Raw genomic sequence first — 23,744 nt, forward strand, 5'->3', positions numbered from 1 at the left:
CGCCCCGCCCCGCCCCGCCCCCGCCCCCCGCCCCCTGCCCCCTGCCCCCTGCCTCCGCCCCACCCGGGTTGATCAAGAGCTTTCGGTCACTGTGAGCCCGTTTCCTGACGGAAATCTCTTGATCAACCCAAGAGGGGTGGGGTTGGGGGTTAGGGGAGGGGGAGGATCAGGCAGGTGCTGGTGGCGTGGGCTATCAGGCGGGCGTCCGCGTCGGTGATGCGGGCCTCGGCCAGGGCCGTGCGCCGGCCACGTTGCAGCACTGTGCCCTCGCAGCGCAGCGTGCCGCTGTCGACAGTGACCGGGCGGAGGAACTTCACGTTCAGGTCCAGCGAGGTGTAGCCGACGCCAGCGGGCAGGGTGGTGTGCACGGCGCACCCGGCGGCGGTGTCCAGCAGCGTCGAGAGAACGCCACCGTGGACGGTGCCGAGCGGGTTGTAGTGGAACTCCTGCGGGGTCAACTCGACGCTGACCCGGCCCTCGTCGGCCTCCATCCGGCTCATGTCGAGAAGGTGCATCACCGGCGGCGCGGCCAGCTCGCCGGCGATCATCGCCCGCAGCATGTCGATGCCGCTGCGTCGACCGACCTGGGCGGCGTTGGCCGCCGGGTCCGCCCAGCTGAAGGTCCGGCTGCGCGCCGGTTCCTGCGTCTGCGTCATGGACGCAGCCTGGCAGCAGGTTGCTGAGTCTGTCAACGAGACCTAGCCTGGTCGGATGCGACCCGCGGCACTGGACTGGTCGGTGGACAACTGCACCATCGCCCGCGCGATGGAGATCCTCGGTGAGCGGTGGACCCTGGTGGTGCTCCGCGAGGTGTTCACCGGCGTGCGCCGCTTCGACGACATGCGGGTGCGCACCGGCATCCCCCGTCAGGTGCTGACCAACCGGCTGGCCACTCTGGTCGAGCAGGGCGTGCTGGGCCGTGAGCCGTACCGCGAGCCTGGCAGCCGGTTGCGCCACGAGTACCGGCTGACGGAGAAGGGTCTGGACCTGTGGCCGGTGCTGGTCGCCGTGCTCGGGTGGGGCGACCGGTATCTCGCCGGCCCGGAGGGTCCACCGCTGAGCGTCGCTCACCGTGACTGTGGCGCGCCGGTTCGTGTGGACCTGCGCTGTGCCGAGGGGCACGACGTGGACCAGTCGCGCGACGTGCTGCCGCGCCCGGGCCCCGGTGCCCGCCGCCGTACGCCCTGACGCGCGGCGCCCGCACCCACCCGGCACCCTGCGTCGGAGAAGGCATCGACGATCGTGCGCGCGAAAAACGATGTGGGTGTGACGGTGGTTGTTCACCAGCGTGTCAGGGGTGTTGCGGCATTGCGGCCTACCAAGATCGGCAAATCCGGGCGAAATCAAGCCTTGTCAATGATCTTAAGTATGTGAATACTTCAGTTCACTCGACCGGTTTTCGCAGATCGGCCGGGTTGCCCTCGGGTCAGCCGTTCCCCCCGGCGTGACCCGTCCCCCCGCCCAGGAGGTTTGTTACATGCGACCCACGAGGTCCTCGTTCCGCGTCGCGGCCACCGTCGCCGTGTCCGGATCCCTGGTCGTCGGCGCGCTCATCGGCGCACCCGCCCAGGCCGCTCCCGCCGCCTCGCCCGATGCCGCCGCGGCGCTCTCCGCTGCCCTCGGTGACCGCTCCGCCGGCTCGTACATCGACGCCAGCGGCAAGTCCGTCGTCACGGTGACCGACGCCGCCGCCGCCAGCAAGGCGAGCAAGGCCGGCGCCGTCGTCCGCTACGTCACCCGTGGTGCCGGCGAGCTCAACCGGGCCACCGCGGACCTGGAGCGGTCCGCCAAGATCCCGGGCACCGCCTGGTGGAGTGACCCGGTCACCAACCAGGTCGTCGTCTCCGTGGACAGCACCGTCACCGGTGCGAAGCTGGAGCGGGTCAAGGCCGCCGCCGCGCGGGCCAACGGCGCGGTCCGGGTCGAGGCCGAGGCCGGCGTGCTGAGCACCCGGATCTCCGGCGGTCAGGCCATCTACGCCGGCGGGGGCGGGCGTTGCTCGCTCGGCTTCAACGTGCGCAGTGGCAGCACCTACTCGTTCGTGACGGCCGGGCACTGCACCAACATCTCGGCCAGCTGGTACTCGAACTCCGCCCAGACCTCGCTGCTCGGCACCCGTACCGGCACCAGCTTCCCGGGTAACGACTACGGCATCGTGCGGCACAGCAACTCGGCCAACGCGGCCGGCAACGTCTCGCTCTACAACGGCAGCTTCCGTGACATCACCGGCTCCGGCAACGCGTCGGTCGGCCAGTCGGTGCAGCGTTCCGGCAGCACCACCGGCCTGCGCAGCGGCTCGGTGAACGCGACCAACGCCACGGTGAACTACGCCGAGGGCTCGGTCTCCGGCCTGATCCGCACCAACGTCTGCGCCGAGCCGGGCGACAGCGGCGGCTCGCTGTTCGCCGGTGGCACCGCCCTGGGCATGACCTCCGGCGGCAGTGGCAACTGCCGCACCGGCGGTACGACCTACTTCCAGCCGGTCACCGAGGCGCTCAGCCGTTACGGCGTCAGCGTCTTCTGATCCAGTCACCGCCAGCGGGCCGCCGGATTCCTCCGGCGGCCCGTTCGCTGTCCTGGCTACCCGCCACGGTGCGCTCGGCGTACCCCCGGAAAGGCAGCGACGAGCGGTCAGCGCTGCGCGGACGGTCCCGGCCGCCGCCCGGAGGCCAGTGCGGCGAGCACGACGGCCAGCGGTACGACCGCCTCGGCAGCCGCCACCAGCCGTTCCGTCAACCCGATCCGCGCGCCGTCGGTGAAGAACTCGACGGCGAACCAGCCGAGCAGACCGAGGAGCGCCGCCGTCACCGCGAGCGCTGTCCAGCGGACGCGCGGTGCCGAGCCGTCCGTTGGATCGCGCCGAACCCGGTCGAGGGACGGCGCTGCTCGGCGGGGCACCGCCAGGGCGGGCCAGACAGCCAACGCCACGAACGCCACGCCAGCGGCGACGACGTGCGTCGTCGAGCCGCCTCCCGGGTGTTGCGGGAACGCGACCAGCACCAGTGTGGCAAGGCCGCCCAGGGCGAGCAGCCCACGACCCGCCGGTGCGGCCACGACCAGGCCGAGCGCGGTTGCCAGGTGACAGATGCCCAGGCCGGCCAGCCCCACCGTCATGATCCAGCGGTGGTCCGCGTCCGCGGCGGCGAGCGCGCTGATGGTCTGCCGGACCGGGTCGAACCCGTCGGGTTGGGTGGCCTGCGCCAGCGTCCAGCCCCCGATCAGAAACAACGGTGCGCCAGCGGCCGACAGCAGGGCCCAACGGGGAACGGCGGACATCGGGTGAGCGTAGCGGTGCGACCGGCCCCAGGCCCGGGGCCGAGGCCTGGCATCCGGCCGCCGGACCTGACCTACGGCAGCCGATCGGGCCGCCGAGGGGCGGGCCCGCGAGTGGGTCCGAGCGGATCCGGGGGTACGACGCCGCCGGTCGGCAACGTCGGGCCGATGGCTGTCGCACCGCCGACGGCCCAGGCCAGGTGTGCCCGCCGGGCGGAGAGGATCGCCAGCAGTGGCCACAGTGAGACCGCCACCGCCGTCACCCGCTCGGCCAGCCCGGTGCGCGACCCGCTGGTCACCTCGTACGCGCACCACCCGAAGAGCGCGAGCAGCACCACCGTGGCGCTCAGCCCCACCGCCCGGCGAAACGCCCAGGGCGGCTCCGGCCTGCCCGGGTGCTCGGTGTCGTGCCCGCGCGGAAGCCACAGTGCCGAACCGGCCGGCCAGAGCGCCAGGGCGAGCACCGCCACTGTCGCCGCGATGCCGTGGCTGAGCGAACCACCGACCGTGGGGCGGGGGAACGCGACCAGCGCGATGGTCGCCACCCCGCCGACGGCGAGCAGGAAACGGCTGGGCAACCCGGCCGCGTGCAGGATGGCGGCGACGGCCAGATAGCAGCACCCGAGCAGCACCAGCGCGGTGATCATGATCCAGGCGTCGACGGCCTCCTGCCCGGCCAACTCACTGATGGTGTCCCGGACCGGGTCGTAACCGGCGGGCTGTCGCGCCTCCGCGACCGTCCAACCACCCACCAGTAGCAGGGGCGCGGCAGCCGCCGTGGCGACGGCCCAGTTCGGTACGGCGCGCATTTCGCCACGTTAACTGGCGAGACGGCCGATTGAGTTCGGTTCGCCCAGTGTGGCCGACCCGACGGGTGCCCCGGAGGCGGGGCGGCCACCCCTGACAGAATGCCGGTGAGGACTGTTCCACGATGAGGAGTTGCCAGCCGTGATCCGTACCCACAATGCCGGAAGCCTGCGCGCCGCGGACGCCGGCTCGACGGTGACGCTCGCCGGCTGGGTGGCCCGCCGGCGCGACCACGGCGGGGTCATCTTCGTCGACCTGCGCGACGGTTCCGGTGTTGTCCAGGTGGTGTTCCGTGAGGAAGATGCGCACGCGTTGCGCAACGAGTTCTGCGTGAAGGTCGTCGGTGAGGTGACCCGCCGACCGGCCGGCAACGAGAACCCGGAGCTGCCCACCGGTGAGGTCGAGGTGACCGTCACCGACCTGGAGGTGCTCTCCGAGGCGGCGCCGCTGCCGCTGCCGGTGGACGACCAGATCGAGGCCGGCGACGACATCCGGCTCAGGTACCGCTACCTGGACCTGCGCCGCAGCGGCCCGGCGAACGCGCTGCGGCTGCGCTCGCGTGCCAGCCACCTGGCCCGGGGCGTGCTGCACGAGCGGGACTTCCTGGAGATCGAGACGCCGACCCTGACCCGCTCGACGCCCGAGGGCGCCCGCGACTTCCTGGTCCCGGTGCGACTTCAGCCCGGCAGCTGGTACGCGCTGCCGCAGTCGCCGCAGCTGTTCAAGCAGCTGCTGATGGTCGGCGGCATGGAGCGGTACTACCAGATCGCCCGCTGCTACCGCGACGAGGACTTCCGCGCCGACCGGCAGCCCGAGTTCACCCAGCTCGACATCGAGATGTCGTTCGTCACCGAGGACGACGTGATCGACCTCGGCGAGGCGATCGTCTCGGCGCTCTGGAAGGACCTGGCCGGGCACGAGATCAGCCAGCCGATCCCGCGGATCACCTGGCACGACGCGATGGCCCGGTACGGCTCCGACAAGCCGGACCTGCGCTACGGGGTCGAGCTGACCGAGCTGACCGACTACCTGCGTGGCACCGAGTTCCGGGTCTTCGCCGGGGCGATCGACGCGGGCGGCTACGTCGGCGCGGTCGTGATGCCGGGCGGTGCGGCGCAGAGCCGCAAGGAGCTGGACGGCTGGCAGGACTGGGCCAAGGCGCGCGGTGCGCGCGGCCTGGCGTACGTGGTGCTGGACGCCGAGACCGGCGAGGCGCGTGGCCCGGTGGCGAAGAACCTCTCCGCCGAGCACCTGGGCGGGCTCGCCGACACGGTCGGCGCCAAGCCGGGCGACGCGATCTTCTTCGCCGCCAGCGCCACCACCCGGGAGGCGCAGGAGCTGCTGGGCGCGGCCCGCGTCGAGATCGCCAAGCGGACCGGGCTGATCGACGAGAGCGCCTGGGCGTTCTGCTGGGTGGTCGACGCACCGATGTTCGAGCGTACGGACGAGGGCGGCTGGACGGCCGTGCACCACCCGTTCACCTCGCCGAACTCGGAGTGGGTCGACCGGTTCGAGGAGGCTCCGGACCGGGCCCTCGCCTACGCGTACGACATCGTCTGCAACGGTAACGAGATCGGCGGCGGGTCGATCCGTATCCACCGGGGTGACGTGCAGAAGCGCGTCTTTGACCTGCTCGGCATCACCCCCGAGGAGGCGCAGGACAAGTTCGGCTTCCTGCTGGAGGCGTTCAAGTACGGCGCCCCGCCGCACGGCGGCATCGCCTTCGGTTGGGACCGGGTGTGCATGCTGCTCGCCGGTGCCGACTCCATCCGCGAGGTCATCGCCTTCCCGAAGACCCGGGGTGGCTTCGACCCGCTGACCAGCGCTCCCACCCCGATCACCGCCCAGCAGCGCGCCGAGGCCGGCATCGACGCCAAGCCCAAGCCGCCCGCAACGGCCCACACCGGCACCGCGGGCGGAGCAGCCCCGGTAGCCGACCCGGTCTGACCGCGCCCCCGCGCCATGCTTGGTTGATCAAGAGGTTTGCGTCATCATCGCCCCGCGAGATGACGCAAACCTCTTGATCAACGGGGGAGTGGGCCGGGATGCGGGTGCTTGTTGTCGGGGCAGTGGGCTTCTGGGGCGTGCCGTTTGTTGGCGGGGTTCCCGCGCCGGGTTGTCCGTTGTCGGGACTTACCACGCGGGTTCGGTTGGGGTGCCGGGCGTTGCGGAGCGCCGGCTGGACGTGACCGACCGGGCCGCCGTGCGCGCGCTGGTCGCCCAGGTGCGGCCGGACGCCGTGGTCGGGACCCCCTACCGGTACGACGACTGGGCGGTCACCGCCGACGGGGCCGCGAACGTGGCGGTCGCCGCCGCCGAGGCGGGTGCCCGGCTGGTGCACGTGTCCAGTGACGCGCTGCACGCCGGCCGTCCCACGCCGTACGCCGACGACGACCCGCCCACGCCGGTGCACGCCTACGGCGCCGCGAAGGCCGCCGCCGAAACCGCCGTGCGGGCGATCGACCCCGGCGCGGCAGTGGTGCGTACCTCGCTGATCCTTGGGGAGGGCAGCAAGCAGATCCAGCTCTGCCGGGACGCGCTCGCCGGCCGGGCCGTCCTGTTCAGCGACGAGCTGCGCTGCCCGATCGACGTCACCGACCTGGCGGACGCCGTACTGGAACTGGTCGCCTCCTCGTACGCCGGTCTGCTCAACGTGGCCGGCCCGGACGCCGTGAGCCGAGCCGAGCTGGGCCTGCTCGTCGCCGAACGATTCGGCCTCGACGCGGCCGGGCTCAAGACCACCACCGGGGCCGCCGTCGGCCTGTCCCGCCCCCTCGACGTACGCCTCGACTCCGCTCGCGCCGCCGGTCTGCTGCGTACGCGACTGCGGGGGGTACGCGAACTCCTGGCAGCCTGATCGCCATTGCACACTTCTTGTGCATAACTCTTGTGCACAAGAAGTGTGCAGAGATAGTGTGCGGTCATGGCGAACGACGAAGCGATCCCGCGGCCGGCGCCGCGTGAGGTACGGATCGACAAACGGCAGGTCCGGGTGCTGGCGCACCCGCTGCGGATGCGGCTGGTCGGGGCCCTGCGGGTGAAGGGCCCCGCCACCGCCACCACCCTGGCGGAGCTGCTCGGCACCAACACCGGCGCGACCAGTTACCACCTGCGCCAACTCGCCGAGGTCGGGCTGGTCATCGAGGATCCCGACCGGGGCGGCGGGCGGCAGCGCTGGTGGCAGGCCGCGCACGACGTCACCAACTGGGATCCGAGCGACTTCGACGACGACCCCGACGCCCGGGCCGCGATCGAGTGGATCCAGGGCGACCAGGTGCGTCTGCTCGTCGAGACTGCCGACCACTGGTTCGCCACCCAGCACGAATGGTCGCCCGCCTGGCGGGACGGCTTCGGCATGAGCGACATCTTCATGACCATCCCGCCCGCCCGGCTGGAGGAACTCAAGACGGAGATGTGGCAGCTGCTGGAGCGCTACCACCGCGAGGCCGACTCCGCCGACGCCGTGGACCCGGAGGCCAAGCCGGTGCAGGTGTTCATGGCCGCCTACCCGTTGCGCGAGGGTCTGGCATGAGCGCGCTGACCGTACGCCAGGTCCGGCGTCGTTACCTCACGCTCTACGGCCTGCGCTGGCTGCCCACGGGCCTGATGATCCCGGTCATGATCCTGCTGATGCAGGAGCGTGGCCTGTCGCTGCCGCAGATCGGCCTGGTCGGCACCGCGCAGGGCCTGCTGGTGCTGGCGCTGGAGTTGCCCACCGGCGGGCTCGCCGACGCCCTCGGCCGCCGGCCGGTGCTGCTGGCCGCCGGAGCGATCAACCTCGTGTCGTTGGCGCTGTTCGCGGTGGCCGACTCGTTCGTGCTGTTCTTCGTGGTCTGGGCGCTGCAGGGCGTCTACCGGGCGTTGGACAGCGGCCCGTTGGAGTCCTGGTACGTCGACGCCACACTGGCCGCCGACCCGGATGCCGAGTACGAGAAGGGCCTCGGTTACGCCGGCACCGTGATCGGCGGCGCCATCGCCGGGGGCGCGCTGCTCAGCGGTGGTCTCATCGCGCTCGGTCCGATCGGGCCGGTCACGGCGCTCACGGTGCCCGTGCTGGTCGCCATCGTCGCGCAGGCGGCGGCGCTCGTGGCGCTGGTCGTGCTGCTGGTTGAGCAGCGGCCGGCCACCGGGTTCGCGGCCCTGCGGGCCTCGGTGGTTCAGGCGCCCCGGATGATCGGCGAGGCGGTCGGCCTGCTGCGCCGCTCCCGGGTGCTGCTGGCCCTGGTCGCGGTGGAGCTGTTCTGGGGCTTCGGCATGGTCACCTTCGAGTCGCTGCTGCCGGTGCGGCTCGCCGAGGTGATCGGCGATTCGGAACGCGCCGCCGCGCTGCTCGGGCCGGCCAACTCGGCCGCCTGGCTCGCCTCGGCCGCCGGCGCGGCGCTGACCCCGCTGCTGCTGCGCTGGTTCGGTGCCGCACCGGGAGCGGCCCTGCTGCGCATCCTGCAGGGGGTGACGGTGGTCGGGATGGGGCTGTTCGCCGGGCCGGTCGGGGTGCTCGTGGCCTACCTGGCCTGCTACGCCGTGCACGGCGCGTCCAACCCGCTGCACAGTGGGCTGCTGCACCGGCAGGTCGACGGCCCGTACCGGACCAGCGTGCTGTCCCTCAACTCGATGATGGCGCAGCCGGCCGGCGCTCTCGGCGGGGTGGCGCTGACCGCGCTGGCCGCCGCCACCAGCGTCGGCACCGCGATGGTGGTCGGCGCGGTGGTGCTCGCCGTCGCCGCCCCGCTCTACCTGCCCGCCTGGCTGGCCGGGCGCCGCCGCGCACCCGCGGCCGAGCCGACGGCGGTTCCCGTACCGGCCGACAGGTGAGGACGAGGTGCCCCCTGTCACGGCAGGGGGCACCTCGCGTCTCACCCGAGGCGGACCGAGCTGAGCGGGAGGGTGTTGGTGAAGCCCAGCCGACGGTAGAGGCGTGCGGCCCCGACGTTGTCCGTGTAGACGCCCAGCGCGACGGTGTCGTGGCGGGCCAGCAGCGCCCGGGTCATGCCGGCGGTCAGGGCGGCACCCAGGCCCCGACCCCGCTGGTCCGGGGCCACGGTCAGGCCGGCGAGGAAGCCCACGTCGCTCTGACTGCGGTCCGCGCCGCAGGCCACCAGCCGGTCGCCGGCCCGGATGCCGTACCAGGCCACCACCCGTGGGTCGCCGGGCCGGGAGGTGATGCTCGGGAACGCCACGTCGATCAGCGCCTCCAGCGCGGGACGGTCCGCCTCGGCGAGTCGCACCACCCGGTGCTCGTCGGCCTGTGCGGGCGGCGCCGTGTCGGTCCAGTGGAAGTCCCAGTCGCGGTGCTCGGTCACCGTCAGCCGGTCGGCCAGCAGACCGCGACCGTGGCGGGGCAGGTGCAGCCGCTGCCCCGGTTGCAGCAGCCCGTCGGCCGCCAGCGCGGCACAGGTCTCGATCGCCGCCCCGGCCGGGCCGATCGCGCAGCCGGCCGGCCCGTTCTCGGCCGGCACCAACCACACCACGGCGCCGTCGCGCCGGTAGCCGCGAGCCGGCGTGCCCGGTCCGAGCGCGTGCCGGGCGAACGGGTGGTGGCCGACGGCGGCCAGGATGGCACGGGTGTCCTGGAGCACCTCGTCGTCGATGATCATGCTCATCAGCCTAGGAGCCAGCGGTACGACGCCCGCGTGGGGCAGCGGCTAGGCAACCAGATCCACCGTGGAGATTGACGAGTGGACCGATTGGGTACATCACGCGCCGACCTACTGGGAACCCCCACCGGAGGACCGACATGCTCGCCATTCTCGCGGCCATCGTCTTTGGCTTTGCCCTGCTGCTCGACCTGCTGAACACCGACTTCGGCGCACCTGACCTGTTCAACTGGAACACCCTCGTGCTCATCGGGCTGCTCCTGCTCTCGCTCTACCTGGCCGGCGTGGGCAGCGGCCCGCGTGGCGGTGGCGGCGGTGGCGGCGGCCGCTGGTACCGGGGCCGTCGCCCCGGTCGCGGCTGACCGGAACCGATCACCGGTGGCGGGCCCGCGGCGCGATTCCGGCGTCGTGGGCCCGGCCCGGTACTGTCTTCGTGATGGAGTCCGACGCCCTCTTCTCCCTCGGTGAACCCGCCGGGTCGCGCAGCGCGCCCGACGGCCCCGCCGGTGTCGACGGCTTCACCGCGGTGGCCGACGACTCGCCCCTGCCCGTCCGGATGCGCCCGGTGACCCTCGACGAGCTGATCGGTCAGGATCACCTGCTCGCCCCCGGCGCCCCACTACGGCAGCTGGTCTCCGGCGGCGCCCCGATGTCGGTGATCCTCTGGGGCCCGCCGGGAAGCGGCAAGACCACCATCGCGCACCTGGTGGCCGGTGCGACCGACCGCCGATTCGTCGCCATGTCGGCGCTGTCCGCCGGCGTCAAGGACGTGCGGGCGGTGATCGAGGCGGCCCGCCGCCAGCGCCGCTCGGGCGGCCCGCAGACCGTGCTCTTCATCGACGAGGTGCACCGGTTCAGCAAGACCCAGCAGGATTCACTGCTCGCCGCCGTCGAGGACCGCACTGTCACGTTGCTGGCGGCGACCACCGAAAACCCGTACTTCTCGGTCATCTCGCCGCTGCTGTCGCGGTGCGTGCTGCTCACCCTGCAACCGTTGGACGACGCGGCGGTGCGGGGCCTGCTGCGCCGCGCGGTCACCGACAAGCGCGGCCTGGACGGCGCCCTGACCCTGACCCCGGAGGCCGAGGACCACCTGGTCCGGCTGGCCGCCGGTGACGTCCGCAAGGCACTCACCGCGCTGGAGGCGGCGGCGGCCTCCGCCACGGCGCTCGGCGCCGGGCGGATCGACCTCGCCACCGCCGAGCAGGCCGTCGACGTGGCGGCGGTGCGCTACGACCGCGACGGCGACGCCCACTACGACGTGGTCAGCGCGTTCATCAAGAGCATGCGCGGTTCGGACGTGGACGCCGCGGTGCACTGGCTGGCCCGCATGCTGGTCGCCGGCGAGGACGCCCGGTTCATCGCCCGCCGCCTGGTCATCTTCGCCAGCGAGGACGTGGGCATGGCCGACCCCGGGGCCCTGAGCGTGGCCACCGCCGCCGCCCACGCCGTCGAGTACGTCGGGCTGCCCGAAGCCCAGCTCAACCTGGCCCAAGCGGTGATCCACCTCGCGACGGCGCCCAAGTCGAACTCCGCCACCACCGCCATCGGCGCCGCGATCGCCGACGTGCGGGCCGGTCGTGGCGGTCCGGTGCCGCGAGGGCTGCGCGACGCGCACTACGCCGGTGCCCGGGGGCTGGGCCACGGCACCGGCTACCGCTACCCGCACGACGACCAGCGCGGTGTGGTCACCCAGCAGTACGTCCCGGACGACCTGGTGGGCACCGACTACTACCAGCCCAGCCCGCACGGCGCCGAACGGTCGGTGGCCACCCGGCTGCCGCTGCTGCGCCGGATCGTGCGGGGTCTGCCGGCCCCGACCGCCCGTCCGGACACTCCGACAGCCGAGCCACCTGTAACGGCACAGGCCGCGTCGGCGCTACCTGGCGAGACCGGTCGCCCGGCGACCGGCACGGGCGCACTCGGCACGATGCAGGACAGCGGCACTGACGCCGCAGGAGAGGGTCAACAGTGAAATCGCGTGGTGGGGACCGCCCGGACGAGGGCCCGGACGAGCGGCGCGATCCCCGCGCCAAGACGCGTCGCTGGGGTCGGGGGCGGGCGGCCGAGCCCGAGCCCGAGGAGCCGGTCGCCGGCGAGGAGTTCGGCTGGATCGACGACCTGCGCTCTGCCAAGCAGCAACGCACCGAGCTGGGCCCGGACGGCGCCCCGGCGGAGCCGAGCCGTCCCGCTGCCGGTGCGCCGGCCGAACCGGCGGGGCCGCGTACGGGTGCGCCGGCCGGTGGGCGCGGAGGTGCACCGGTGCCGTCGGAGGCCCCGGCTCCACCGGCGCCGCGCCAGACCGACCCGGGTGCCGGCCCGCGTCGACCGGTCGACGGCCCCTGGCCGGGGGAGGTGCCGCCCGCCGGCCGCCGCCCGGATGACCGGCCACCCGCGGCCAGCCCCGGTGCACCCGCCCCGGGCCAGCCGGCGCGCCGAGGAGTGCAGCCGGCACCCGCTGCTCGCGCCGCCGTACCGCCGGCGCCACCCACCGCCCGACCCCTCGGCGGTGACCCGGCCGGCCCACCGGGGTCCCGCCCCGACGCGCCTGGCGGCCCGGTCCGCTCCCGCCCCGCGGCGGTTCCGCCCGGCCCACCCGTGGGCCCTCCGACCTCCGGCGCCCCGACCGGTCGCCGTCCGGATGCCGCCGCCCCGACTGGTCGCCGTCCGGGCGCTGCCGGGCCCGGGGGTAACCCGAACGCGGTGCCACCGTTGCGCCGACCGGACGCCGGAGCGCCGGGCCGCCGACCGGGCCCCGAGCCCGTCGAGCCCGGCCGCGCGGTGCCGCCTGCCGACGGCACGCCCGCCGGTCGCCGGTCCGCCGGTCCAGCACCCGATCGGGCGCGGGCCGCCGGGCCGTCCCCCGCTGGCGCGGCGCGGTTCGACGGCCCGCCGGCCGGCGCCGTCCCGCCGGTCGCGGATGGCCTGCGACCCGACCCCGCCATCGACCGTGACCCGCGTACCGCCCGGCGTCGGCCAGGCCCCGTCGACCCCGGAGCGCCGGAGCCCACCGGCCGCCGTGCCGCCGAACGCTCCCGCCCGGTAGCCGGCGGCCACCGCCGCGCGGCCGAACCCGACGAGCCGGTGGTTCCCCGCTCAGGCAACGCGCCGCCGGTGCCCGCAGCGTCCGGCGGTCACAGCGGCGCGACGCCCACCGTCACGCCCACCGACGGCACGGGTCGCCGCCGGGCCACCTCCGACGAGCCGGAGCGGCGTCCGCCGGCCGGCGGCGAACCTCGACCGGACCGCCCGGAGCGGCCCGCCGACTGGCTGCGCCAGGCCGGTCGCCTACCGCACACCGACCCGGGCCTGCCGGTGGTCAACCGCCGAGGCGGCCCCCCACCGGCCGAGGGCCGGCGTCCCGCACCGCCCGCCGGCACCGGTGACATCGTCGACCCGGCCGCCGGTCGGCTCGGCGTACCCGACCCGGCCGCGGAGCGCCCGGCTGGCCGTCGGCCCGCTGGGTCGCCGACCGACCCGGGCGCGGAGGGACCCACCGGTCGTCGTGCCGTACGCCCCGACGCGTCGGGTTCCACCGGAGAACAGGCGACGCCCTATCCGCCGGCGACCGGCGACCGTCCCGGCCGGGGCAGGGGCACTGCGGCGCCTGCTCCGGATCCCACGGTGCGGCGGGGCCGTACGGCGGCTGGTCCTGGCCCGGACGGCATGCCTGCTCCGGATCCCACAGTGCGGCGTGGCCGTACGGCGGCTGGCCCTGGCCCGGACGGGATGCCTGCTCCGGATCCGGCCGGTCGGCGACGTGCGCCCGTCGAGGGTGGCCCGGGTCGACCCGGGCCGGCGACCGACCGGGGCGACGACCCTTACGCCGCCGGGCGACCCGCGCCCGACGCCGGCACCGCCGCACCGGCTCGGGACGCCGCCCGCTCCACTCCGCCCGGCCGGGCCCGGCCCGGTGCGGGTGAGGGACCGGGCGCCGGGCGTCGTGGCGTCGTCGACGGCCCAGCTCGCCCCGGTGCCGACGCCGCCCCCCGCGACGCCGTCCGTTCGGAGGGCCCGGCTCGTGCCGCCGCGCCTCCGGGTGGAGACGGGCCGCCGCGTCCGCGTTCGGACGGTCCGGCCCGCGCCGCCGTCCGCCCACCCGGTGGCATGCAACCGCCCCCCGCCGACGAACGGGCGAGCGGTGCGCCGGGCGGCGGACCCGGTTCTCCCGCGCCGGCCCGTGGTGGTGCGCAGGTCGGTCGACCCGTGCCGCCCGACCGTGCCGCCGGCCGTGCCCTGCCTCCTAATCGGGAGCCCGGCCGCGCCGAGCCGAGCGGTGTCGCCCCGGTGCCGCCGCCCGGCCGTCCCGGCGATCCCGTCGGTGTGGCCCGCGCCGCCGCCGTGGTGCCGTCCCCGTCCGGCCCGGTGGACCGCCCGACACCGGATCCGTCCGGCGGGCCCGCGCTGCGCCCGGCGGATCAGGACTCGCCCGACGACGGCGCCGCAGCGGGTGCCCGGGCCGAGGCGCGCCGCGAGTCGCGTGAACGAAGCCGGCTGCGTGCGGCGGTGCTGGCGCTGGTCAGCATCGTGCTGCTCGGTGCGGTGCCGCTCTTCTTCGGCATCCGGACGCTGAGCCGTGACCCGGTCTTCGACAACCTGGACCAGCTCGACGTGCCCGGCTGGGCTGCCGCGAAGACGGTCGACGACGTCAGCGGCAGCCGGTGGTGTCTGCTCGACTGCCGGCTGCGTGAGCGCACCGTGACCTCGGAGAAGGCGCCGGACGAGACGGCGAAGGCCTACGAGGACGCGTTGCGTCAGGACGGTTGGCAGCCGTGGAAGGTGAGCCGCTGCCCGGAGCAGGAGACGAAGGGCAGCTACACCTGTTGGCGGCGCGACGAGTTGACGCTCGACCTGTGGGTCCGCGATCCGACCTGTGTGCCGCCGCCGGTCGACGGCGAGCCGGCCGTCGTGCCGTCGACCGATCCGTCTGCCGATCCGTCGGCCGCTGCGACAGGGTGCACCGGCTCGTTGGTGTCGGTGAAGGTACGCAACGCGATCGACGACGAGCGGACCAGGCCGCAGCCGACGACCGACCCGTCACTGACCGGAGAGGATCCGTTCCCGACGGTCAGCGGTGATCCGCTGGGGGAGCTGACACCCTCACCGTCCTGAGCCGGCCTCCATCACGGACGGTAGGGTCTGGGGCTGGCGGGCATGCCCGCTACCGGTGAGCGTCGACGACTCGACGACCGGTACGGGTGCCATCGTTGTGCGTTCCGAGGACGTCGGGTCCTGCGGAACTCTGCTTGAGGAGGACAGGCGTGGGCGACATTGGAGCCATCGCGGCGCTGATCGCGGCGTGTGCGTTCGCGGTGCTGGTGCTCATCCTGACGCTGCCCATCCTGCGGCTGCGGCACACGGTTGACGCCACCACCCGCATGATCAACGACCTCAACGACCGGACCGCGCCGCTGCTCGGTGACGTGAACACCACGGTGAAGAACGTCAACACGGCGCTGGAGCAGGTGCAGACCTCGCTCGACGGCGTCAACCTGCAGCTCGCGAAGGTCGACACGATGACCAGCCACGCGCAGAACGTCACCGCCAATGTCGCCAACCTGGCCACCGTCGTCTCCGCGGCGGCTGCCAACCCGCTGGTCAAGGTGGCCGCGTTCGGCTACAGCGTGCGCAAGGCCGCTGCCGGCCGTCGGCACGCCGAGACCGAGCGTGAGGTCCGCGACACCATCAAGCAGCAGCGGCGGGCCGCGCGGCGCGGCAACCGCTGACCGGCCGGCGCACCAGGAGGTAACGAGACATGAGGCGTCTGTTCTGGCTCGGTATCGGAGTGGCCGTCGGCGTGATCGTGGTCCGCAAGGCGACCCGGACCGCCCAGGCGTACACACCGGCCGGCATCGCCAGCACGTTGACGGAATCCGCTGGCGGGCTGGTCGAGTCGCTGCGTAGCTTCGTGGAGGACGTGCGGGTCGGCATGGCCGAGCGCGAGCAGGAGATCCACCAGGCGTTCGCCCAGGGCGAGGCGTTCGACGATCAGTTCGCCGAGCTGCGGGAAGACCCGCGGATCGGCGATCGGGAAATCTTTCCGGAGGAACACCAGCGATGAAGACGGCGGAGATCAAGCGACGGTACCTCGCGCACTTCGAGGCGAATGGCCACACCGTGGTGCCGTCCGCTCCGCTGCCCGCCATCAGCGACCCGAACCTGTTGTTCGTCAACGCCGGCATGGTGCAGTTCGTTCCGTATTTCCTGGGGCAGCAGACTCCCGCGTACCAGCGGGCGGTCAGTGTGCAGAAGTGCCTGCGCACCCCGGACATCGACGAGGTCGGCAAGACCAGCCGGCACGGCACGTTCTTCCAGATGAACGGCAACTTCTCCTTCGGTGACTACTTCAAGGCCGGCGCGATCCCGCTGGCCTGGGAGTTGTCCACGAAGCCGATCGCCGAGGGTGGCTACGGCCTGGACCCCGAGCGGATCTGGCCGACGATCTACCTCGACGACGACGAGGCGTACGAGATCTGGCGGTCGGTGGGTGTGCCGGCCGAGCGGATCGTCCGTCGGGGCAAGGCGGACAACTTCTGGTCGATGGGCATTCCCGGGCCGTGCGGCCCGTCGTCGGAGCTGTTCTACGACCGGGGCCCGGAGTACGGCGCCGAGGGCGGCCCCGCGGTCGACGAGGACCGGTACATGGAGTACTGGAATCTCGTGTTCATGCAGTTCGAGCGGGGTCCGGGCACCACCAAGGAGGACTACCCGATCCTGGGTGACCTGCCGGCGAAGAACATCGACACCGGCATGGGCCTGGAGCGGATGGCCTCGATCCTGCAGGGCGTCGACAACCTGTACGAGATCGACGAGGTCCGGCCGATCCTGGCGCGGGCGGCGGAGCTGACCGGTAAGCGGTACGGCGCGCACTCCGGGCACGTGGCGAGTGAGTCGCACCCGGACGACGTCCGGCTGCGGGTGATCGCCGACCACGTGCGCACCGCGCTGATGCTGATCGGCGACGGTGTGAACCCCAGCAACGAGGGGCGTGGCTACGTGCTGCGCCGGATCATGCGCCGGGCGATCCGGTCGATCCGGCTGCTCGGCTGGCAGGATCGCGCGCTGCCCGAGCTGCTGCCGGTGGCCCGGGACTGCATGGCCCCGTCGTACCCGGAGCTGGCGACCGACTTCGACCGGATCGCGGACTACGCGTACGCGGAGGAGGAGGCGTTCCTGTCCACTCTGCGTGCCGGCACGACGATCCTGGACACCGCGATCGCCGAGACCCGCACCGCGGGAGGCACGTCGCTGTCCGGGGCGAAGGCGTTCCAGCTGCACGACACGTACGGCTTCCCGATCGACCTGACCCTGGAGATCGCCGCCGAGCAGGGCCTCCAGGTGGACGACGAGGGGTTCCGGCGGCTGATGGCCGACCAGCGGACCCGGGCAAAGGCGGACGCGCAGGCCCGCAAGACCGGTCACACCGACCTGTCGGCGTACCGGTCGGTGCTCGACTCGGGTGGCCCGGTGACGTTCACCGGCTACAGCGAGGTGGCCCGCGAGTCGACGGTCCGGGCGCTGCTCGGTGCCGACGGCCCGCGCCAGGCGGCGACCGAGGGCGACACCATCGAGCTGGTTCTCGACACGACGCCGTTCTACGCCGAGGGCGGTGGTCAACAGCCCGACCAGGGCATGATCACCGTCGGTGGCGGCCAGGTCGAGGTGCTCGACGTGCAGCAGCCGGTGCCCGGCCTGATCGTGCACCGCGCCCGGGTGATCCGGGGTGAGGTGCGCGCCGGTGAGGCCGGCTACGCCGAGATCGACACGACCCGGCGGCGGGCGATCTCCCGGTCGCACACCGCCACGCACCTGGTGCACCAGACCATGCGCAACTTCCTCGGTGAGTCGGCGACGCAGGCGGGGTCGCTGAACGCGCCCGGTCGGCTGCGGTTCGACTTCAACACCCCGACCGGGGTGTCGCCGACCGTCCTGCGGGACGTGGAGCAGCAGGTCAACGAGGTGCTCCTGGCCGACCTGGAGGTGCACGCCTTCATCACCTCGCTGGACGAGGCGCGGCGGATCGGGGCGATGGCGCTCTTCGGCGAGAAGTACGGCGAGGAGGTGCGGGTCGTCGAGGTGGGTGACTACGCCCGGGAGCTGTGCGGCGGCACGCACGTGGCCCGCTCGGCCCAGCTCGGCCTCGTGAAGATCCTCTCCGAGTCGTCCATCGGCTCCGGCGTCCGCCGGGTCGAGGCGCTGGTCGGCATGGACGCCTTCGGCTTCCTGGCCCGTGAGCACCTGCTGGTCTCCCGGTTGGCGGAGCTGTACCGGGTGCCCAACGACCAGGTGGCCGACCGGGTGGAGCAGACCGTCACCCAGCTCCGGGACGCGGAGAAGGAGTTGGAGAAGCTGCGCGCCCAGCTGGTGCTGGGTGGCGCGGCGGCGCTCGCCGCGCAGGCCAAGGACGTGCGCGGGGTCGCGTACGTGGGCACCGAGGCGCCGGAGGGTGCGGCCGGGAACGACGTGCGGACCCTGGCCCAGGAAATTCGCGGCAAGATCGACCCGGCGCGGCCGGCGGTGGTCGCGGTGGCGGCCCGGTCGAACGGCAAGGCGTCCCTGGTGGTGGCGGTCAACGCGGCTGCGCGCAGCCGGGGCCTGGCCGCATCGGAGCTGGTGAAGGCGGCGTTCTCCGGGCGCGGCGGTGGCAGCCCCGACCTGGCCCAGGGTGGCGGACTGCCGGCGACCGAGGCACCGAACCTGCTGCTCACCGTCGAGAAGGCGATCACCGAGGCGTGATGGGTGATCACTCTCAGCCAGGGCGGGCCATCTGGTCCGCCCTGGTTCGTACCCACCGAGCGGTGACCCTCGGTGGTTGAGTTCGAGCGCGGTGTGCGGATCGGTGTGGATGTCGGCCAGGTGCGGGTGGGGGTCTCCCGCTCGGATCCGGACGGGATCCTGGCAACGCCGCTGGTCACGCTGGCCCGTGATCTGACGGCGGCGCCGGACGCGGTGCCGAGTGATCTCGCCGAGTTGGCCGCGCTGGTGGCCGAGCACGAGGCCGTTGTGGTTGTCGTCGGCCTTCCGGTCAATCTCGCGGGTAGGCACGGCCCTGCGGCGGTCCATGTGAAGGCGTACGCTGACCGACTGGTCGATGTGATAGCGCCCGTCCCGGTAACGCTCACTGACGAGAGGATGTCGACCGTGGTCGCTTCTCGTAGGCTTGCCGAGCGTGGCGTCCGAGGTAAACGTCAACGTGCGGTTGTCGACCAGGCGGCCGCGGTGGAGATCCTGCAGAGCTGGCTGGATGCGCAGCGGAGGCGGACGTAATGATCGACGATCTGGACCTTGGGTTCGACGAGCCGGAGCGGGGGGAGAAGGGCCGGCATCGGCGCAGCTTCCGTAAGCGCAACGGTGGGTCGGGTGGCGGCGGCCGGGGCAAGACGTTCCTGGCTCTGCTGATGGCGCTGGTCCTGCTGGGCGGCATCGGTGGTGGCGCGTTCTACGGCTTCGACCGCATCCAGAACTACTTCGTCACCCCCGACTACGACGGCGCCGGGTCCGGTGAGATCACCGTCGAGATCAAGAACGGGGCGCTGATCGCCGACATGGCGGACGCCCTCGTCGCGGCCGACGTGGTGAAGAGCCAGAAGGCGTTCATCGAGGCGGCCGAGGCCAACTCCCGCAGCAAGAACATCCAGCCGGGCACGTACAAGCTGCGCAAGCAGATGAGTGGCGAGAGTGCCGTCACCGCGATGCTCGACCTGAAGAACAAGATCGTCAATGGGCTCACCATCCCCGAGGGCCGCACCGCCAAGAACATCTACAAGCTGCTCTCCGAGAAGACCAAGATCCCGGCCAAGGAGTTCGAGGCCGCGGCGAAGGACCCGGAGGGGCTCGGCATCCCGGACTGGTGGTTCACGCGCGGCGACGGCAAGAAGATCGCCAAGTCGGTCGAGGGCTTCCTCTACCCGGACACGTACGAGATCCCGCCGAAGGCCACCGCGGAGAGCATCCTCAAGCTGATGGTGGACAACTTCCTCACGGTCACCGAGGAGATGAAGTTCGCCGACCGGGTGCAGAAGGAGCGGGGCGGTGTCAGCCCGTACGAGGCGTTGATCGTGGCCTCGCTGGCCCAGGCCGAGGCGGGCAACAAGGACGACCTGGGCAAGGTCGCCCGGGTGGCGTACAACCGGGTGTACGGCGAGTTCAACTGCAACTGCCTGGAGATGGACGTCACGGTCAACTACTACCTGGAGTCGATCGGCAAGCCGACCAAGTCGTCCAAGCAGATGACGGCGGCCGAGCTGGACGACCAGAAGAACCCGTACAACCGCAAGCTGCGGGGTCTGGTGCCCACCCCGATCAACAACCCGGGTAAGCAGGCCCTGGAAGGGGCGATGGCCCCGCCGACGGGCAAGTGGCTCTACTTCGTGGCGATCGACAAGCAGGGCCACTCCGAGTTCGCCGAGACGTACGAGCAGCACCAGCGCAACGAGGCCAAGGCCCGGGAGGCCGGCATCATCTGACCGGTCACGGCAGACTGGAAAGGCTCCCTTCCCGACGGTGACCGAAATTGCGGTCTCGCCGGGAAGGGAGCCTTTCTAGTCAATGCTGACGCATTTATCGCGTCATTGTCAGTGACTCGTTCCCGTCCACGAACCGGTGCGCGGGTTCAGGAACGTCCACACGCCGTTGCTGTTCTGCTTTCGCAGAGCGAATGTGCGATTGTAACCGTAGTAGAAGTAACCGGTCTGGGTGCTCGTGTCGTAACCGGTGTTCCGGTTGACCGCGCCGTACGCTTCGCCCCAGGTCTCCGGCCCGACCGAGCCGTCGATGCCGACGTTCATCACGTCCTGCCAGGTCCGGGTCTTGGCGGCGGTGTTGGAGCCGAACTCTCCGTCGATGAAGCTGGTGCCGATGTTGCCGGTCAGGTCGTCGGCCCAGACGATGGACTGCCAGAGCCGCACGATGTTGCCACTGCGCACGCAGGAGCTGGACTGGCAGAGCTGGTGGTTGTCCGACCAGCTGCCCGCCGCGGCGTCCGCACGGGCGGGCGCGGCGATCATCAGCGAAAGACTGAAGACCGCGGCAATCGCGACAAGGGCACGCAGAATGCGTTTGTTCAAGGTTCCCCCCAGGTTTAGATCGGCCGTACCGTCGCAAGAATGCTTTCACCGCCATCGATGTCCGTCAAGCGATGGTCAGGCCGCCGATCATCGTCCGCGGCCCCGTTCTCTGGTGGCCTGGCCTGCGTGCTGGGTAGGGTCGATCCGAACATTGCGGAGGGCGGAGAGTGATGCGGAACACGGCAGGGGTCCCGGGCGATACGACCCGTAGGGCCGCGGTGCTGGGCAAACCGATCGCACACTCCCTCTCCCCGGTGATCCACACCGCTGGGTACGCCGCCGCCGGGTTGACCGGGTGGTCGTACACCCGGATCGAGTGCGCGGCGGCGGAGCTGCCGGATCTGGTCGCCGGCCTGGGCCCGGAGTGGGCCGGGTTGTCGGTGACCATGCCGGGCAAGGAGGCGGCGCTCGCCGTGGCCGCGCAGGCCTCGCCGGTCGCCGCCGCCGTCGGCGCGGCCAACACGTTGGTACGCCGTCCGGACGGCTCCTGGTATGCCGACAACACCGACGTCGCCGGCATGGTGCAGGTGCTCACCGCCGCCGGGGTGAGCGCGGATGCCGCCGTGACGGTGCTCGGCGCCGGTGGCACGACCCGCGCCGCGCTGGCCGCCGCCGCCCAGTTGGGCTGCCCGTCGGTGACGGTGGTCGCCCGCCGGCCGGAGGCGATCGACGAGCTGCGGCCGGTGGCCGATGCCCTGGGCGTCGCGCTGACCCCCGCCGGCTGGGCCGACGCGCCCGGGTGCCTCTCCTCCGCTGACCTGGTCGTCTCCACAGTGCCTAAGGGCGTCGCCGACCCGTTGGCCGGCGAGGTGGCGTGGCGGCCGGGGAGGGTGCTCTTCGACGCGATCTACGACCCGTGGCCGACGCCGCTGGCCGCTGCCGCCGCCGCGGCCGGCCTCCGGCTGGTGTCCGGTTTGGACCTTCTGCTGGCGCAGGCGGTCGGTCAGTTCGAGCAGTTCACCGGCGTGGTCGCCCCCGTCGGGGCGATGCGGAAAGCGCTGGGGGAGGCGACGTCAGCCGACTTTCTTAGCTGACGATTAAGACGCGCTTACGGGAAACTGTCGTCCCGGCGACAAGTCCTGGTCATCGATACGCTGCTCACCGTTACGGACGCAGACACAGGGAGTTTCCTTGACCAGGCACGGACTGCACCGCATCACCCGGTTCCGCTCCGGACCCCGGCGCAAGGCCATCGCCATCGGTGTGGTCGGCGGATCGGTGGTGGCAGGCATCGTGGCGACCATGATGCCGCTGCTGGCCAGCGACGACCTGTCGATCCGGGCGGCGGCGGACACCACCGCGACCGCGGTGACGCAGGACGGGGACAACGCCGCCAAGACGACGCTGGCCACCTGCCCGACGCGCTGCGACGGCAACCCGCGTGGTGGCCGCGAGGCGGTCATCGAGTTCGCGGTGACCACCGTGCCGGCCGCTGCGGTCAACGTCCGGGCGACGCTGCGGGTGCACGCCTGGCAGCAGTTCGCCGCCACGGTGACGGCGCACGCCTCGCCGCTGAGCGCCCGTGAGGCCCGACCGGGTCTGGCGGCGGCCGGCGACGCGCTGGACAGCGTGACCGGTGTGTCCAAGGGCTTCAACGAGTGGGACGTCTCGAAGCTGGTCACCGGCAACGGCACCTGGACGGTCTCGCTGGCCCAGACGGGCCTGGAGAGCCGGATCTACTGGGCGTCGGTCGAGAATCGCAGCCCGGATCTGCGCCCGAGCCTGCTGATCAGCTACGACCTCGGGTCCCGGCCGTCGCCGGTGACGACCACCCGGCCCGCGCCGCCGCCGGCACCGAGCGCCTCGCCGACCTCCGCCTCGCCGAAGCCCTCGCCGACCGTGGCCCCGAGTCGGACGGCGACCCCGAGCGCGAGCGGCACCCTTCCGTCCGGCCAGTGCGGGTCCGTGTCGGCCAAGCTCGTTCCCTCCTGCGGCGCGTGGTGGGGCATGTACTCGCCCGCCGGATCGGCCGGTGGCTGGGACCACGGCAAGGCCGTCGCCGACGTGGAGGCGCAGGTCGGCCGCAAGTTCGACATCGTGCACCGCTACCACGACTTCTCCAACGCCGGCAGCAACGGCGCCTTCCCGGACGCGTACGAGCAGCAGCAGATGCGCGAGGGGCGGCTGATGTTCTTCGCCTGGGAGTCGCGCAACTTCTCGGCCGGCACCACGCTGAAGTGGTCCGACGTCTACAACGGCAAGCAGGACGAGACCATCGACGCGGTCGCCGGCCGTATCCGCGCCGCCAAGGTGCCGGTCTTCATGGGCTTCGACCACGAGCCCGAGGACGAGCCGAACAAGGGCAGCGACGCCGACTTCGTCCGCGCCTGGCGCTACGTCCACGAGCGGTTCGCCCGGGCCGGCGCGACCAACGCGGTATGGGTCTGGACGATGATGGGCTGGTCCGGCCACTACTCCCGGTACGCCGGCCTGTACCCCGGTGACCAGTACGTCGACTGGGTGGCCTACGACCCGTACAACTTCCACGTCTGCAACGGCAGCACTGTGTGGAAGAGCCCGAGCACGACGGTGAGCGGTTTCTACCGCTGGTTGGACGACAACGGCATCGGCGCCGGCAAGCCCCGGATGCTCGCCGAGTTCGGCACCAACTTCGACGCCGCCGACCCGGGCGCCAAGCAGCGCTGGTTCCAGGAGTTCCCGGCGGCGCTGAAGGCACACCCCAAGATCAAGGCCGCCATCTACTTCAACTCGGCCGGCATGACCAGCCGGACGTCGACCTGCGACATGACGATGAACCACGATGCCGCGGCGGTGGCCGGCTTCGCGAAGGCCGGTCAGGACCCGTACCTGCGGCAGCCCACCGGGGGGAGCCGCTGACGACCATGACGCGCTGACGGGACGCCGTTCGCCGGGGTCGGACATCCGACCTCCGGCGTTCTGTCGGCTTGCAGATTCATGCACCGCCCAATCGGCGGATTTTGTTTACCAGGCTGGACGAGGCACGCTACCTCGGGTTCTCATCCATCTTGGAGGCGAAGCGTGC

The 23,744-nt window shown here is 72.4% G+C and carries 20 protein-coding genes and 1 pseudogene; 16 read left to right on the forward strand and 5 right to left on the reverse strand.

Annotation, left to right across the window (positions count from 1 at the left end; translation table 11 throughout):
- Positions 1-149: 149 nt before the first annotated feature.
- The gene (locus HNR22_RS30220; protein ID WP_179783240.1) at positions 150-656 is read right to left on the reverse strand and encodes a PaaI family thioesterase; all 507 of its coding nucleotides are present in this window, start codon (positions 654-656) and stop codon (positions 150-152) included.
- Between the two features lie 55 nt (positions 657-711).
- Here HNR22_RS30220 and HNR22_RS30225 point away from each other — a divergent pair, with 55 nt between their 5' ends.
- Positions 712-1,188: a winged helix-turn-helix transcriptional regulator gene (locus HNR22_RS30225; RefSeq protein WP_179783241.1), complete on the forward strand. Its 477-nt coding sequence runs from the start codon at positions 712-714 to the stop codon at positions 1,186-1,188.
- Positions 1,189-1,477: 289 nt separating this feature from the next.
- A complete protein-coding gene (locus tag HNR22_RS30230) occupies positions 1,478-2,524 on the forward strand; it encodes a S1 family peptidase (RefSeq protein ID WP_179783242.1) in 1,047 nt (348 codons plus the stop codon).
- 107 nt (positions 2,525-2,631) lie between these two features.
- Here HNR22_RS30230 and HNR22_RS30235 read toward each other — a convergent pair whose 3' ends face one another.
- A complete protein-coding gene (locus HNR22_RS30235; RefSeq protein WP_179783243.1) occupies positions 2,632-3,276 on the reverse strand; it encodes a DUF998 domain-containing protein in 645 nt (214 codons plus the stop codon).
- Positions 3,277-3,347: 71 nt separating this feature from the next.
- Positions 3,348-4,082: a DUF998 domain-containing protein gene (locus HNR22_RS30240; RefSeq protein ID WP_179783244.1), complete on the reverse strand. Its 735-nt coding sequence runs from the start codon at positions 4,080-4,082 to the stop codon at positions 3,348-3,350.
- A gap of 139 nt (positions 4,083-4,221) precedes the next feature.
- Between HNR22_RS30240 and aspS the strand changes: the two genes are divergently transcribed.
- The 4 genes and pseudogenes from aspS to HNR22_RS30260 all read left to right on the forward strand — a co-directional run bounded on the left by aspS (position 4,222) and on the right by HNR22_RS30260 (position 8,892).
- Positions 4,222-6,027 (forward strand): aspartate--tRNA ligase, encoded by a 1,806-nt coding sequence (gene aspS / locus HNR22_RS30245; protein ID WP_179783245.1) that lies wholly within the window; start codon positions 4,222-4,224, stop codon positions 6,025-6,027.
- Positions 6,028-6,125: 98 nt separating this feature from the next.
- Positions 6,126-6,937: pseudogene (locus HNR22_RS30250) on the forward strand (sugar nucleotide-binding protein).
- A gap of 66 nt (positions 6,938-7,003) precedes the next feature.
- Positions 7,004-7,612 carry an ArsR/SmtB family transcription factor gene (locus HNR22_RS30255; protein ID WP_179783247.1) on the forward strand — a complete coding sequence of 203 codons (609 nt, stop codon included), beginning with the start codon at positions 7,004-7,006 and terminating at the stop codon, positions 7,610-7,612.
- The gene (locus tag HNR22_RS30260) at positions 7,609-8,892 is read left to right on the forward strand and encodes an MFS transporter (RefSeq protein ID WP_179783248.1); all 1,284 of its coding nucleotides are present in this window, start codon (positions 7,609-7,611) and stop codon (positions 8,890-8,892) included. Before HNR22_RS30255 ends, HNR22_RS30260 begins: the two co-directional genes overlap by 4 nt.
- Positions 8,893-8,933: 41 nt before the next feature.
- Here HNR22_RS30260 and HNR22_RS30265 read toward each other — a convergent pair whose 3' ends face one another.
- Complete coding sequence (locus HNR22_RS30265) at positions 8,934-9,674, reverse strand: GNAT family N-acetyltransferase (RefSeq protein ID WP_179783249.1); 741 nt, start codon at positions 9,672-9,674, stop codon at positions 8,934-8,936.
- Between the two features lie 140 nt (positions 9,675-9,814).
- Here HNR22_RS30265 and HNR22_RS30270 point away from each other — a divergent pair, with 140 nt between their 5' ends.
- The 8 genes from HNR22_RS30270 to mltG all read left to right on the forward strand — a co-directional run bounded on the left by HNR22_RS30270 (position 9,815) and on the right by mltG (position 20,140).
- Positions 9,815-10,036, forward strand: coding sequence for a hypothetical protein (locus HNR22_RS30270; RefSeq protein ID WP_053658556.1), 222 nt, complete (start codon positions 9,815-9,817; stop codon positions 10,034-10,036).
- A gap of 74 nt (positions 10,037-10,110) precedes the next feature.
- On the forward strand, positions 10,111-11,649 hold the full coding sequence (locus HNR22_RS30275; RefSeq protein ID WP_179783250.1) for a replication-associated recombination protein A: 1,539 nt from the start codon (positions 10,111-10,113) through the stop codon (positions 11,647-11,649).
- A 2,429-nt stretch (positions 11,650-14,078) separates the two neighbouring features.
- Positions 14,079-14,786 carry a hypothetical protein gene (locus tag HNR22_RS30280; protein WP_179783785.1) on the forward strand — a complete coding sequence of 236 codons (708 nt, stop codon included), beginning with the start codon at positions 14,079-14,081 and terminating at the stop codon, positions 14,784-14,786.
- 149 nt (positions 14,787-14,935) lie between these two features.
- Positions 14,936-15,400 (forward strand): DUF948 domain-containing protein, encoded by a 465-nt coding sequence (locus HNR22_RS30285; RefSeq protein WP_088947435.1) that lies wholly within the window; start codon positions 14,936-14,938, stop codon positions 15,398-15,400.
- A gap of 29 nt (positions 15,401-15,429) precedes the next feature.
- Entirely contained in the window at positions 15,430-15,735 is a 306-nt protein-coding gene (locus HNR22_RS30290; RefSeq protein ID WP_088947436.1) for a hypothetical protein, read from the forward strand.
- Entirely contained in the window at positions 15,732-18,410 is a 2,679-nt protein-coding gene (alaS, locus tag HNR22_RS30295; protein WP_179783251.1) for an alanine--tRNA ligase, read from the forward strand. Before HNR22_RS30290 ends, alaS begins: the two co-directional genes overlap by 4 nt.
- Before the next feature lie 72 nt (positions 18,411-18,482).
- Positions 18,483-18,941, forward strand: coding sequence for a Holliday junction resolvase RuvX (ruvX, locus tag HNR22_RS30300; protein WP_179783252.1), 459 nt, complete (start codon positions 18,483-18,485; stop codon positions 18,939-18,941).
- Positions 18,941-20,140 carry an endolytic transglycosylase MltG gene (mltG, locus tag HNR22_RS30305; RefSeq protein ID WP_179783253.1) on the forward strand — a complete coding sequence of 400 codons (1,200 nt, stop codon included), beginning with the start codon at positions 18,941-18,943 and terminating at the stop codon, positions 20,138-20,140. Before ruvX ends, mltG begins: the two co-directional genes overlap by 1 nt.
- A 108-nt stretch (positions 20,141-20,248) precedes the next feature.
- Here the strand turns inward: mltG and HNR22_RS30310 are convergent, their stop codons facing one another.
- Positions 20,249-20,680 (reverse strand): peptidoglycan-binding domain-containing protein, encoded by a 432-nt coding sequence (locus HNR22_RS30310; protein WP_179783254.1) that lies wholly within the window; start codon positions 20,678-20,680, stop codon positions 20,249-20,251.
- Between the two features lie 230 nt (positions 20,681-20,910).
- Between HNR22_RS30310 and HNR22_RS30315 the strand changes: the two genes are divergently transcribed.
- Together HNR22_RS30315 and HNR22_RS30320 are read left to right on the forward strand one after the other, a co-directional pair.
- On the forward strand, positions 20,911-21,774 hold the full coding sequence (locus HNR22_RS30315) for a shikimate dehydrogenase (RefSeq protein WP_179783255.1): 864 nt from the start codon (positions 20,911-20,913) through the stop codon (positions 21,772-21,774).
- A 97-nt stretch (positions 21,775-21,871) separates the two neighbouring features.
- Positions 21,872-23,578, forward strand: coding sequence for a glycoside hydrolase (locus tag HNR22_RS30320; protein WP_179783256.1), 1,707 nt, complete (start codon positions 21,872-21,874; stop codon positions 23,576-23,578).
- The last annotated feature ends 166 nt before the right edge of the window (positions 23,579-23,744 follow it).

Origin of the sequence: Micromonospora jinlongensis (assembly GCF_013410645.1) — a bacterium.
Taxonomy (GTDB): Bacteria; Actinomycetota; Actinomycetes; order Mycobacteriales; family Micromonosporaceae; genus Micromonospora; species Micromonospora zamorensis.